Below are 13,015 nucleotides of genomic sequence, written 5' to 3'. Positions count from 1 at the left end.
GTCACGACACGTGCACCGGGACGCTCGTGACCACCACGCCGGGCAGCGCGCGCAACGCCGCCCGTAGCCGCTGCTCGGCGCGGCTGTGCAGCAGCCGGTACCGCCGCCGGCGCAGCACCACCTCCGGCACGATCACGGTGAGCGTCAGGTCCGGGTTCGCGGCGTGCAGCGCCTCCAGGTAGTGCGCCAGCGGCCCGATCACCGACCGGTACGGCGACACGATCGTCTCCAGCCGCAGGTGGTCTCCCCAGGCCCGCCACTGTTCCCGGAACCGGTCCGCCTCGGCCTCCTCGGGAGCGAGGTGCACGGCGAGCGTGGGCCGCCCGAGTGACGTCGCGTACGCCAGCGCGCGCAGCGACGCCCGGTTCAGCCGGGCCACCGGCACGATCACCAGGTGGCGTACCTGCTGGGGCAGTTCGTCGCACTCGGCGGGTGGCGCGGACGGCGGCGGATGCAGTGCCAGCGCGCGGTGCAGCCGGTCGTAGTGCCTGTGGATCCGGCGGAACAGCAGCACCAGCAGCGGCACGGCGAGCACCACCACCCAGGCGCCCTCGGTGAACTTGGCGACCGCCGCGGTCAGCAGCACCAGCCCGGACAGCGCCGCGCCGACCGCGTTGAGCGCGAGGCGGCGCCGCCACCCCGGCCCCCGGCGGCGGCGCCAGTGCACCACCATCCCGGTCTGGGACAGCGTGAAGGCGAGGAAGACGCCCACCGCGTAGAGCGGGATCAGCCGCTCGGTGTGCCCGCCGAACGCGACGAACACGACCGCTGCGGTCAGCGCCAGCGCCACCAGCCCGTTGCTGAACGCCAGCCGGTCGCCCATGTGCAGGAAACGGCGCGGCGCGTGCCCGTCCCGGGCCATGAAGAACAGCAGCCGGGGGAAGTCGTTGAACGCCGTGTTCGCGGCGAGCAGCAGGATCAGCGCGGTGGTGGCCTGGAGGATCGCGTACCAGGGTCCGCTCGGGAACGTGACCCGGCCGAGCTGGGACAGCAGCGTCTCGTCCGCCCGGGGCACCAGTCCGTCGAGGTGGATCAGCCCGATCAGGCCCGCGAACAGCGTCACCAGCATGGCGACCATCCAGCCGAGCGTGGTGCGGGCGTTGCGCCACTCGGTCGGGCGGAACGCGGGCACCGCGTTGGAGACCGCCTCGATGCCGGTCATCGACACCGCCCCGGAGGAGAAGGCCCGCAGCACCAGCAGCAGGCCCAGGCCCTCGGCTGCGGGCACCGAGGGCGGCGGCAGCGGCGCGAAACCCCGCGAGGCGGCCTTCGCGTACCCGATCGCCAGCACCGCGACAAGCACCACCACGAACGCGTACGTGGGCAGCACGAAGATGTTCCCCGCGGTGCGTACGCCGCGCAGGTTCCCGGCGAGCAGCACGACGATCACCAGCACCCCGAGCGGCACCGCCCACGGATCGAGCCCTGGTAGCGCCGAGGTGACCGCGTGCACCCCGGCCGCCACCGACACGGACACGGTCAGCACGTAGTCGAGCATCAGCCCGGCCGCGGCGGCGAGGCCCGGCGTACGCCCGAGGTTGTCCCCCGCGACGATGTACGAGCCGGCACCGTGCGGGTAGGCCGGGATGGTCTGCCGGTAGGAGAGGCCGACGGCGATCATCAGCAGCACCAGTACGGCGGCGAGCGGCAGGGCCAATCCGAGCGCGGCGCTCCCGGCCAGCACCAGCACCGCGAGCATCGCCTCCGGCCCGTACGCCACGGAACTGAGCAGGTCCGACGAGAGCACCGGCAGCGCTACGAGTTTGCGCATCCGCTCGTACAGCACCGACGCGCTGGACAGCGGCGGCCCGAGCAGCGCCCGGCGGGTCCGGGCGGCGGCCCGGCCGGTCCGGTCGCCGGGCAGGTCGGCCGCACCGGTGGCGACCAGCTCGTCCGGCTGCGCCACGGTGAACATGTCGATCGGCGCCAGCCGCCCGAACCGGGTCGGCGCCGGGTGGTGGTCGTGCCGTCCCAGCGTCGGGTCGACCGGCAGGTCGTCGGCGCGGCGCGGGCCGCGCCAGCGCTCGCCGATCCGGCCGAGCGCCGCGCGTTCCTCGTCGCCGAGCGGCGGGAACTCGGCCGAGGGCGTGACGACGGTGCCCGTCTCCGCCGCGTCGTCCCGGTCCGCCCCCACTCTGAGCACTTTCGTGCAAACCGGACGGCCCGGTGGCCGGAACGGCGCGACTTCGCCCCGACCGGCTCAGTCGAGCGGGGTGCCGGGTCGCCGCGCCGGCGCTGCGTCGCCGAGCGGGGTCGGGTCGGCGGGGGCCGCGACCGGCGCGGCACGGCGACCGGCCCGCGCCCCGCCGAGCACCACCACCGCCACGCCGGCCAGCAGGAGCGCCAGGCCCGGCAGCGCCAGCGGCCGGGGCAACTGCCCCAGCCACACCCAGCCGATCAGCGCCGCGCCGGGCGCCTCCAGCAGGATCAGCACGCTCACAGTGGTCGCCGAGACCCGGTGCAGGGCGTAGTTGAACATCGAGTGGCCGAGCAGTTGGGCGCCCGCCACCAGGCCGAGGATCGCCAGCCAGGTCGGGCCGTCGAAGCCGTGCAGGCGTACCCCTCCGACCAGGCACACCACGAGCAGGATCGCCGCGCAGACGCCGTAGCAGACGGTGGTGTAGGTGGTGGTGCTGATGCTGGCCCGGGCCCGCTCGCCGAACGCGGTGTAGACGGCCGCGAACAGGCCGCCGACCACGGCGAGCAGGTCACCGGCGAACGCCCGGCCGGAGACGCCGAAATCGGCGCCGGTGGCGAGCACCGCGCCGAGCACCGCCACCCCGATGCCGGCCCACACCGCCCTCGGCAGCCGCCGCCCCTGCCCGCGGGCGATCAACCCCTGCCACACCGGCTGCGTCGCGCCGAGCGCGGTCGCGGCCGCCACCGAGGTGAGCTGCGCGCTCGGCATCCAGGTGGCGAAGTGGGCGGCAAGGGCGACCCCGGAGAGTACGCAGTAGAGCCCCTCGCGCCGGCCCGGCCCGACGGTCAGCGCGCGGAGTTCGGCGCGTTTTCGGATCAACGCGACCGGGCCGAGGACCGCCGCCGACAACGCGGTACGCCAGAACGCCACCGCCAGCGCCGACGCGGCGGCGAACGCCACGAGCGGCGCCGAGGACGAGACCGAGGCGACGGCCAGGGCGAGCGCGCCGACCGTCAGCGCGTCGAGCGGCGGGCGATGCGGAACGGTGGGCACGAACGGTAATCCTCACACGGGCACCCGACCGACACGGAACGTCAGCACTCCGTTACGATCATGCGCGTCCCGGCGATCCTCCCCCTCGACGTCCGGAGGCGTTCCCTCATGCTCCGATTCCAGGCGGTGCTGTTCGACTTCTTCGGCACCCTGACTCACGGCGTACGGCGCGGAGCCGCCCACCGCGCCACCGCCGACATGCTCGGCTGCTCCACCGAGGCCCTGGTGGAGGTGCTGGACAGCAGCTTCTACGAACGGGCCAGCGGCTCCTTCGGGAACGCCGAGTCGACGATGCGCTGGGTGTGCGCCCGGCTCGGCGTCCACCCGTCCGACGAGACCGTGCGCGCCGCCGTCGCCACCCGGCACCGGGCCGTACGCGCCGACACCCGGCTGCGCGCGGAGGCCGTGCCGGTGCTGGCCGCGTTGCGCCACCGGGGCGTCCGCACCGGGCTGGTCAGCGACTGCACGCACGAACTGCCGGCGTTCCTGCCGCAGCTCGCCGTCGCGCCGCTGCTCGACGCGCAGGTCTTCTCGGTACGCCTCGGACGCTGCAAACCGGACCCGGCGCTGTACCTGGCCGCGTGTTACCGGCTCGGCCAGTCCCCGGCCGACTGCCTCTACGTCGGGGACGGCGACAGCGAGGAGCTGACCGGCGCGGAGCGGGCGGGGCTGAGCGCGGTCCGGCTGGCCGCGCCGGATCTCGCCGACCACGTGGTCCTGAACGCCGACCACGGCTTCGACGGGCCGTCGCTGACCTCACTGACGGACGTGCTCGACCTGCTCGCCCCGGTCCCCGTCGCCTGACCCGGCCCATCGGACCCGGCGTCAGCGGCGGCGGACGCGGTGCAGGCGGAACGGCTTGCGGACGGCCCGCACCACAGGGGCCGGTCGGGGCTGCTCACTCAGCGAGCCGTCCGGCAGGTCGGCGCCGGTCACCGGGGTGCCGGCGGGCGCGAGCCGGTTGAGCGCGCACCCCTGCGCCGCCCACCGCTCCACCAGTTCGGCGGCGGAGCCGGAGGCGTTGAGCCGCTTCGCCGCGACCAGCGGCGCGACGGTGTCCCACTCCTCGGTGCCGGGTCGCAGCCGGGTCACCCGCGCCGGCCAGGTGACGATCCGCCCGCCGTGGTCGCCGCGCAGCGTCACGTCGGCCGTGTCGCTGTCGGCCAGCCCGGGCGCGGTCTGCTCGCCGGGGCCGGTGACCACGAGCAGGGTGCCCTCCACCGGCAGGCACCACAGCGCGTACGCCGGGCCGCCGGCGGTGCTCACCCAGCAGACCGCGGCCTTCTTCACCGCCTCGTCCACGAGCGGCGGCGTCACCCGCTCGTCCACCTCGTCACTCACCCCGCCATCCTGCCCCATCCCCCGCGGGTCAGCCGATGAACGGGGGGACGGTGATCTCGCCTCGGGCCACCGGCATGACCTGGCCGGAGACGGTCGCGCCCACGGCCAGCCCGCCGGACGCGGTCACCGTGCAGGCGAGCGTCGACGGGCGGTTGATCTCGATGCCCTGCCGGACGGTGTACTCCGCGCGGCCCTCGCCGGGCAGCAGGCCGCTGGCGACCAGCCACACGCCCAGTCCCAGGGCGGCCGAGCCGGTCGCCGGGTCCTCCGGTACGCCGAGCCCCGGCACGAAGACCCGGGCGTGCGCGGTTTGCGAACCGGGCTCCCAGGAGAAGAGGCTGACGTGCTCCACTCCGTACCGCTGCGCCGCCGTCGTGTTCAACCGTGCCCGGGCCACCGCGTCCGGGCGTACCGGAAGGTAGGGGAATTCGAGGCCGCACCCGGCGACCCGCGGTGGCGGGCCGACGTGGTCGGGGCCGGTGAGGCCGACCATCTCCAGCAGCGGCTCCGGGTCGAGTTCCGGGCCGAGCGTGGGCGTGCCGCCGGTGAGCGTCGCGCCGGTGGCTGTCACCTCGATCGGCAGGACGCCGGCGCCGCACTCCTGGGTGATCCGGCCGGCGCCGAAGACGCCGCGCCGGCTCGCGGTCACCGCCGCGCCGACGCTCGGGTGCCCGGCGAAGGGCAGCTCGTCGGCCGGGGTGAAGATCCGGGCCCGGTAGGTGGCGCCCACCTGCGTCGGCGGCAGCACGAAGACCGTCTCGGACAGGTTGAACTCCAGCGCGAGCGCCTGCATCTGCTCGGTGGCCAGCCCTTCCGCGCCGAACACCACGGCCAGCGGGTTGCCGGCGAACGGGCGGTCGGTGAAGACGTCCACGATCTCGTAGCCCAAGGTCGACATGTTGTTAGAGACTAGGCCCTTAGGCTGGTGGCCGTGAGCACGCCGAACCGGGTCTACCTCGCTCGACTCGCCGGAGTCGCCGTTTTCGACCCCAACGGCGACCAGGTCGGCCGCGTCCGCGACGCGGTGGCCCGGATGCGGGCGACCCAGCGACCGCCGGAGGTGGTCGGTCTGGTCGCCGAGATGCCGATGCGGCGGCGCATCTTCCTGTCCATCAACCGGATCACCTCCATCGACACGGACGCGGTGGTGCTCGGCAGCGGCACGCTCAACCTGCGCCGGTTCGAGAAGCGCCCGAACGAGCTGCTGGTGCTCCAGGAGCTCCTGGACCGCCGGGTCCAGCTCGACAGCGGGCAGGCCGGCTCGGTGGTGGACGTGGCGATGGAGTCCAGCCGCGGCGGCGAGTGGGCGCTGAGCCGCGTCGCCGTGCGCGAGCACACCGGCCGGCTCACCCGCCGCGGCCACCTCCACCAGGTCGACTGGGACCGGGTCCGCGGGCTGGGCGCGGTCGGCGACAACCGGGGTACGGCGAACCTGCTCGCCGTCCTGGAGGACATGCGCCCGGCCGACCTGGCGAACGCCCTCCAGGATCTGCCCGACGCCCGGCGCAACGAGGTGGCCGCCGCGCTCGACGACGAACGCCTCGCCGACGTGCTGAGCGAGCTGCCCGAGCGCGACCAGGTGGAGATCCTGGCCGCGCTGGACCGTCAGCGCGCCGCCGACGTGCTGGAGGAGATGGAGCCGGACGACGCGGCCGACCTGCTGAACGAGCTGCCCCCGCCGGAGCAGGACGTGCTGCTGGACCTGATGGAGCCGGACGAGGCCGACCCGGTACGCCAGTTGCTGCGCTACGCCTCCGGCACCGCCGGCAGCGTGATGACCTCGGAGCCGGTGATCCTGCCGCCGGACGCCACGGTGGCCGAGGCGCTGGCCCGGATCCGGGAGGCTCAGCTGTCCCCCGCGGTGGCGGCACAGGTCTTCGTGGCCCGTGCTCCGCTGACCACGCCGACCGGCCGCTACCTGGGTATGGTGCATTTCCAGCGGTTGCTCCGCGAACCGCCGGCCGACCTGCTCGGCGGCATCGTGGTGAACGACATCGACCCGCTGCGCACGTCGACGCCGCTGCCCGAGATCACCCGCCGGATGGCCACGTACGACATGGTCGGGATGCCGGTGGTGGACCGGAACAACCGGCTGGTCGGCGCGGTGACAGTGGACGACGTGCTGGACCACTCCCTGCCGCGCGACTGGCGGGACCGGGACGCGGCCTCCCCCTCGTCCGCCACCGACGACGGCACCCTGGACGGCGACGATGAGTGATCAGCGACGCGGCGACCGGCTCGACCAGCCGCGCGCCCCGCGGAGCCTGCACCTGCCGCGGATCGACGCGGAGACGTTCGGCCGCTGGGCCGAGGGCATCGCCCGGGGCATGGGTACGGCGAACTTCCTCGTCTACATGACGCTGATCCTGGTGGCCTGGTTCCTGTGGAACACGCTGGCGCCGGCGAATCTGCGCTTCGACCCGTACACCTTCACGTTCCTGACCTTGATCCTCTCCCTGCAGGCGTCGTACGCGGCGCCGCTGATCCTGCTCGCGCAGAACCGGCAGGCGGACCGGGACCGGATCGCGCTGGACGAGGACCGGCGGCGGGCCACGCTGCAGAAGGCCGACACGGAGTACCTGGCCCGGGAGATCGCCGCGCTGCGGATCGCGATGGGTGAGGTGGCGACGCGGGACTTCCTGCGCTCGGAGCTGACCCGGCTGGGTGAGGAGCTGGACGAGGCGGCCGAGCGGCGGCGCAAGCTGGAGCGGCGGCAGCAGGAGCGGGAGGGCCGCCGGACGGGCGGCGGCGAGCCGCTGGACGAACCCCGGGACGATCTTGACGGCGACTACGCGCGGGACGGCCGCTACGAGGGCTGACCGCGGCCATCGAATCGCTCACACCGCCCCCGCCAGCGGCGGTGGCCGATGACCCGCGACGTAGCATTGCGGGCATGTCAGCACCCGTCAGCACCGTCTCCGACGCGATCCAGGCCGCCCTGGCCACCGTCAACGACCCGGAGATCCGCCGGCCGATCACCGAACTCGGCATGGTCCAGTCCGCCGAGCGTGGCGAGGACGGCGTGGTCCGGGTGGAGCTGCTGCTCACCGTGGCCGGCTGCCCGCTGAAGGACAAGCTGCGCAGTGACATCACCGCCGCCGTGGGCGCGGTACCCGGCGTGAGCGGTGTCGAGATCATCTTCGGAGTGATGAGCCCGGAGCAGCGCCAGGAGCTCCAGTCGAAGCTGCGCGGTGGCGGCGCCACCGCCGAGCCGGTGATCCCGTTCGCCCAGCCGGGCTCGCGGACCCGGGTCTACGCGGTCGCCAGCGGCAAGGGCGGTGTCGGCAAGTCCAGCGTCACCGTCAACCTGGCCGCCGCACTGGCCTCGCGCGGCCTGTCGGTGGGCGTGGTGGACGCGGACATCTACGGCCACTCGGTGCCGCGGATGCTCGGCGCCGACGGCGCGCCGACCCGCGTCGAGGACATGATCATGCCGCCGCAGTCGCACGGCGTGAAGGTCATCTCGATCGGCATGTTCACCCCCGGCAACGCCGCGGTGGTCTGGCGCGGGCCGATGCTTCACCGGGCGCTTCAGCAGTTCCTCGCCGACGTCTACTGGGGTGACCTGGACGTCCTGCTGCTCGACCTGCCGCCGGGCACCGGCGACATCGCGATCTCGGTGGCCCAGTTGCTGCCGAACGCGGAGATCCTCGTCGTCACCACGCCGCAGGCGGCCGCCGCCGAGGTGGCCGAGCGGGCCGGCGCGATCTCGCTGCAGACCCACCAGCGGGTGGTCGGCGTGATCGAGAACATGTCCTGGCTGGAGATGCCGGACGGTTCCCGGATGGAGGTCTTCGGGGCCGGTGGCGGCGCGGCGGTGGCCGAGTCGCTGACCCGCACGATCGGCGCGCAGGTGCCGGTGCTGGGGCAGATCCCGCTGGACACCCGGGTCCGCGAGGGCGGCGACGCCGGTCAGCCGATCGTGCTGGCGCAGCCGGACGCCCCGGCCGCGAAGGCCCTGTTCGAGGTCGCCGACCGCCTGGCCGTACGCCGCGAGTCGCTGCTCGGCAAGCCCCTGGGCCTCAAGCCCGCCGGCCGCTGACCCCGCCTCCGCTCCCGCCGCTCCCCGTCCCCGGGCCGGCCCGGGGACGGGGCCGGGGTCGATCATGAGGTTGACGGTCGCCGGGGCGGCGTGTCGCGCCGTCAACTTCATGATCGACGGCGCGATCGGGGGACGATCGGCGGGAGGGCGCTCGGTCAGGTGGCGTCGTCGTAGGACGGGCGGGGGGCCGGCGGCGCGGGGGTGGGGGTGCTGGTCGCCACGCTCGGGGTACGCAGGTCGGCGGCCTTGGCGACGTCCTTCAGCTCGTCGTGCACGCCTGTGACGTCCGAGCGCAGGTTGTCGTACATGCTCTGCAGCGGCTTGCGGATCGCCTGCTCGTCGTCCTCGCTGAGCAGGTGCTTGCGGATGAACGCCTTGGGGTGCAGATCCTCCAGCTGGATGTCCGTACCCAGCTCGCGGCTCAGGTCACCGGTCGCGTTGCGCGCCATGTTGCGCAGGTTGCGGACCATGCGGAGGCCGTCGCTGATCACGTTGGGCAGCCGATCGCCGAAGATCAACAGCGCCAGGAGCAGCAGGACGCCGATCTCCCACCAGTTCAGGTTCTCGAACACCGCGGCCTCCTCGTCCGTGTCAGGGCCAGACTACGCACGTCAGGTGACCATCGGGGAGGGGGTGACGGGTCCTCACTTCGCATCCGCGGCGAGCGTCACCGACGCGTTCTGCCGCGCCGACCCGCGCCGGTACTCGACTGTCACCACGGAACCGGGTGCGTACTTGCGCACCAGGGCCACCAGGTCGGTCGGATCGGTCATCGGATGGCCGTCCAGCCGGAGCACCACGTCCCCGGTACGCAGTCCGGCCGCCGCCGCCGGACCCGCCGGCTCGACCGCGTTGAGGCGTACCCCGCCGCCGGTGGCGCCGGTGCCGCCCACCTGGGCGCCGATCACCGTACGCCGGGCCTTGCCGGTGCCGATGATGTCCTCGGTGATCCGCTTCGCCTGGTTGATCGGGATGGCGAAGGCGAGGCCGATGTTGCCCGCCTCCTGCCCGTCGGCCACCAGCGACTTGATCGTGGAGTTCACGCCGACCACCCGCCCGGCGCCGTCCACCAGCGGGCCGCCCGAGTTGCCGTGGTTGACGGCGGCGTCGGTCTGGATCGCCGCGTAGTAGCGGGTCGGCCCGCCCGGCTCGCCGGCCTGCATGGTCCGGTCCAGCGCGCTCACGATGCCGGCGGTGACGGTGTTGGCGAGCGACAACGGCGACCCGATGGCGAGCACCGGGTCACCGACCGCGAGCGCGTCGGAGTCGCCGAACTGCACCGGGGTCAGCCCGCTGCGCGAGACCTTGATCACGGCGAGGTCCGACTCCGGATCCTGCCCGACCACGGTGCCGGCGGCGGTGCTGCCGTCGTTGAACACGACGGTGGCCTTGCCGGGGCCGTCGGCGACCACGTGGTCGTTGGTGACGATGTGGCCCTCGCTGGTCACCACGAAGCCGGAGCCCTCGCTGGTGCCGCCGAGGCTGACCACCCGGATGGTGACCACGCTGGGCAGGACCCGCTCGGCCACCCCGGCCAGCGACTCGGGCTTGCGCTGGGCCAACGCCGGGGCCTGGCCGGACTGCGCGCCGATCGTCGGCACGTCACCGCCGCGCAGGAACGCGTACGTCAGGGCGCTGCCCAGCGAACCGGCCAGCAGGGCCGTGACCAGGGAGATCAGCACCACCTGGCGCATCCCCGGCCGGGCCGGCAGGTCCGGGTCGGTGACCGGTTCCGGCTCCCCCGCCCCCGGTGCCGGCGCCGCCGGAACCACCACGGCGGCGGGCGCGTACGGGTCGCGCCAGGGGTCGGCCAGCGCGTCGGACCACCACGGCGACGCCGTCCGACCCGACGCGTCCTGCGGCGGTCGTCCGGACGCCGGCCCACCCGGCACCGGCGATCCGCCGGGCCGCCGCCAGTCCCAGCCGTCGGTCACGTCGGTGCCTCCCACTTCGTCCCGCTGGCCCCGCGCCGGCGGCCGGCGGAGCCGGACGACAGTGACGCGCGGGACCCATCCAGGATTACACGGATGACGCGAACGGGGTCAGGGGTTGCCCTCCGTGAGCACTCCACGGCGGACTCGCGGCTGCGCCGCTACCGGCCCGCCTCTACGCTCACAGTGCATACCGCCCCTCGCACCAGTCCGCCCCTCGGAGGTGTCCCATCGCCACGGTCGCCGGTCACGGCAGTTCGACGGCCCAGGCGCTCCACTTCGCCGAGTCTTTCGTCACCGAGGATCTCGTGCTGCGCACGGCCCGCGCCCTCGCCCACGAGGTGGGGGTGGAGGCGGTCACGCCCGGGTCGGGTGCCGCGCTGCGGCTGCTCGCCGCCGCCGGCAACGCCCGGGCGGTGGTGGAGATCGGCACCGGCACCGGGGTGAGCGGCGTGTGGCTGCTGCGCGGCATGCGCCCCGACGGTGTGCTCACCACGATCGACGTCGAGGTCGAATACCAGCGCATCGCCCGGCGGCTGTTCCAGGAGGCGGGCTTTCCGTCGGGGCGTACCCGGATCATCACCGGCCGGGCCCTCGACGTGCTGCCGCGGCTCGCGGACGGCGCCTACGACCTGGTCTTCGTGGACGCGGTAGCGACCGGCTTCGCCGCGTACGTGGACGCGGCGCTGCGGCTGCTGCGCCCCGGCGGCGTGCTCGCGCTCAACGGCGCGCTGGCGGCCGGCCGGATCGGCGACCCGGCCGCGCGGGACGCCGAGACGGTCACCGTGCGGGAGACCATCAAGGCGATCCGCGAGTCGGAGCACTGGGTGCCCGCGCTGCTGCCGGTCGGCCACGGCCTGCTCGCCGCCGTGAAGGCCTGACGAGGCCGGCTCAGCCCAGCGTGCCCTGCACGCCTGACTCAGGCCGGCGTGCCCTGCACGCCTGACTCAGCCCAGCGTCGCCAGCCAGCGCAGCAGCCCGCGCACACCCCAGCCGGTGGCGCCCTTGACCAGCTCGCCGTGCGTGTCGTCGGACCACGACGGCGCGGACATGTCCAGGTGCGCCCATCGGTCCCGCAGGTCGCCGGTGAACTCCCGCAGGAACAGCGCGGCGACCACCGAGCCGGCGCCCTGCGCCGGGGAGCTGTGCAGGTCCGCGATCTCGCTGGCCAGGTATTCCACGTAGTCGTCGGCGAGCGGCATCCGCCAGGCCCGCTCGCCGGCCGCGGTGATCGCGTCGAGCAGGCGGGTCGCGAGCGCGTCGTTCTCGCTGTAGAGCGCGGCGTGCCGCTTGCCCAGGGCCACGGCGTTCGCGCCGGTCAGCGTCGCCAGGTCGATCAGCAGGTCGGGCTTCAGCTCGTGGACCGCGTACGCCAGCGCGTCGGCGAGCACCAGCCGGCCCTCGGCGTCGGAGTTGGTGCTCTCGCTGGTCAGCCCGCCGTAGTGCCGGATCACGTCGCCGGGGCGGTACGCCGAGCCGCTGACCGAGTTCTCGGCGAGCGGGGCGAGCGTGGTGACCCGGACCGGCAGGCCCAGGTCGGCGGCGCCGAGCGTCGCGGCGATCACCGCGGCGGCGCCGGCCATGTCCTTTCGCATGAGCTTCATGGCCGGCACCGGCTTGATCGAGATGCCGCCGGTGTCGAACGTGATGCCCTTGCCGACGAGCACCACGTGGGTCCGCGCGTCATCGGGCCGCCAGTCCAGTTCCACCAGGCGCGGGCCGCTCGCGGAGCCGCCGCCGACGGCCAGCAGACCGCCGAAGCCCTCGGCCCCCAGCTCCTCCGGGCCGCGTACCCGCAGGTGCAGGCCGGGGCGCCCGGACGCGGCCTCGGTCACCTGGGCGGCGAACCACTCCGGGTTCTTGGTGGACGAGGGCATGTTCGTCAGGTCCCGGGCGAGCCGGGTCGCCTCGGCGGTGGCCCGGGCGGCGTCGAGCGTGCCGGCGAGCGCGTCCGGGTCGTCGACGAGCACCGACACCTCGGCCAGGGCGGGCCGCTTGCCGGCCTCGGTGAGGCGGAAGCGGTACGAGCCGAGCAGCAGCCCCTCGGCGAGGCCACGCAGCGCCGCGGTCGCGTCGGCGGGAAGCGCGATGGTGATCTGCGTCTCATCCTTCGCCGCGCGGGCCAGCGCCGCGCCTGCGGTACGCCGGTCACGCTCCTCGCCGTCGCCGACGCCGAGCAGCCACAGCCGCGCCGGGGAGCCACCGGGGCGCAGGTGCTCGCGTACCTCACCGGCCGCGCCGGTGAGCCGGGTGGCGGGGAGTACGGCGGCGGCCTCGGCCCGGACGTCGCCGCCGATCGGCACGGCGGTCGGGACCAGTCCGGGTTCGGGCGAGGCGGTGGAGTCCGGCGAGATCAGGGAGTCCGGGGAGTCCGACCCTCCGGGACGGACGGGCAGGACGAGAGCGTCGGGCCCCGAGGGCCCGCTCACCAGACGAATGACCAGCACGCTGGACCGTACCTCCGAAATGGGTTGAACAGGCACATTTCGCCACGCGCCTGCCGAGGAA

Annotated in this window: 12 protein-coding genes; 5 read left to right on the top strand and 7 right to left on the bottom strand. The window is 74.2% G+C overall.

What is annotated here, in order from left to right:
- Position 1 precedes the first annotated feature (1 nt).
- Entirely contained in the window at positions 2-2,134 is a 2,133-nt protein-coding gene (locus SM452_RS20635) for an APC family permease (RefSeq protein WP_463840514.1), read from the bottom strand.
- A gap of 66 nt (positions 2,135-2,200) precedes the next feature.
- Positions 2,201-3,193, bottom strand: coding sequence for a DMT family transporter (locus tag SM452_RS20630; RefSeq protein ID WP_463840513.1), 993 nt, complete (start codon positions 3,191-3,193; stop codon positions 2,201-2,203).
- Between the two features lie 108 nt (positions 3,194-3,301).
- On the opposite strand from SM452_RS20630, the gene SM452_RS20625 reads away from it, so the two are divergent.
- Complete coding sequence (locus tag SM452_RS20625; RefSeq protein ID WP_402809455.1) at positions 3,302-3,997, top strand: HAD family hydrolase; 696 nt, start codon at positions 3,302-3,304, stop codon at positions 3,995-3,997.
- Between the two features lie 21 nt (positions 3,998-4,018).
- Here SM452_RS20625 and SM452_RS20620 read toward each other — a convergent pair whose 3' ends face one another.
- Both SM452_RS20620 and SM452_RS20615 read right to left on the bottom strand, forming a co-directional pair.
- Complete coding sequence (locus tag SM452_RS20620; protein ID WP_262012666.1) at positions 4,019-4,552, bottom strand: hypothetical protein; 534 nt, start codon at positions 4,550-4,552, stop codon at positions 4,019-4,021.
- Positions 4,553-4,562: 10 nt separating this feature from the next.
- Positions 4,563-5,432, bottom strand: a complete 870-nt coding sequence (locus tag SM452_RS20615; RefSeq protein ID WP_145823274.1) for a PhzF family phenazine biosynthesis protein — start codon at positions 5,430-5,432, stop codon at positions 4,563-4,565.
- A gap of 33 nt (positions 5,433-5,465) precedes the next feature.
- Here SM452_RS20615 and SM452_RS20610 point away from each other — a divergent pair, with 33 nt between their 5' ends.
- The 3 genes from SM452_RS20610 (at position 5,466) to SM452_RS20600 (ending at position 8,576) form a co-directional block, all read left to right on the top strand.
- Positions 5,466-6,752, top strand: a complete 1,287-nt coding sequence (locus SM452_RS20610; protein WP_194798733.1) for a magnesium transporter MgtE N-terminal domain-containing protein — start codon at positions 5,466-5,468, stop codon at positions 6,750-6,752.
- A complete protein-coding gene (locus SM452_RS20605; protein ID WP_194798734.1) occupies positions 6,745-7,353 on the top strand; it encodes a DUF1003 domain-containing protein in 609 nt (202 codons plus the stop codon). Before SM452_RS20610 ends, SM452_RS20605 begins: the two co-directional genes overlap by 8 nt.
- A gap of 74 nt (positions 7,354-7,427) precedes the next feature.
- Positions 7,428-8,576 carry an Mrp/NBP35 family ATP-binding protein gene (locus SM452_RS20600; protein ID WP_013473894.1) on the top strand — a complete coding sequence of 383 codons (1,149 nt, stop codon included), beginning with the start codon at positions 7,428-7,430 and terminating at the stop codon, positions 8,574-8,576.
- 155 nt (positions 8,577-8,731) lie between these two features.
- On the opposite strand, the gene SM452_RS20595 is transcribed toward SM452_RS20600, so the two are convergent.
- Both SM452_RS20595 and SM452_RS20590 read right to left on the bottom strand, forming a co-directional pair.
- Positions 8,732-9,148: a Sec-independent protein translocase family protein gene (locus SM452_RS20595; protein ID WP_194798735.1), complete on the bottom strand. Its 417-nt coding sequence runs from the start codon at positions 9,146-9,148 to the stop codon at positions 8,732-8,734.
- A gap of 72 nt (positions 9,149-9,220) precedes the next feature.
- Positions 9,221-10,525 carry a S1C family serine protease gene (locus SM452_RS20590; RefSeq protein WP_194798736.1) on the bottom strand — a complete coding sequence of 435 codons (1,305 nt, stop codon included), beginning with the start codon at positions 10,523-10,525 and terminating at the stop codon, positions 9,221-9,223.
- Between the two features lie 212 nt (positions 10,526-10,737).
- Between SM452_RS20590 and SM452_RS20585 the strand changes: the two genes are divergently transcribed.
- Positions 10,738-11,388, top strand: a complete 651-nt coding sequence (locus SM452_RS20585; RefSeq protein WP_082171245.1) for an O-methyltransferase — start codon at positions 10,738-10,740, stop codon at positions 11,386-11,388.
- A gap of 66 nt (positions 11,389-11,454) precedes the next feature.
- On the opposite strand, the gene SM452_RS20580 is transcribed toward SM452_RS20585, so the two are convergent.
- Positions 11,455-12,954: a leucyl aminopeptidase family protein gene (locus tag SM452_RS20580; RefSeq protein WP_463840512.1), complete on the bottom strand. Its 1,500-nt coding sequence runs from the start codon at positions 12,952-12,954 to the stop codon at positions 11,455-11,457.
- Positions 12,955-13,015 lie beyond the last annotated feature (61 nt).

The sequence above is a fragment of the Micromonospora sp. SYSU B005 genome (assembly GCF_055362685.1).
The sequence above is the reverse complement of the archived record's forward strand: the minus strand, read 5'-3'. Positions and strand labels throughout refer to the sequence as shown.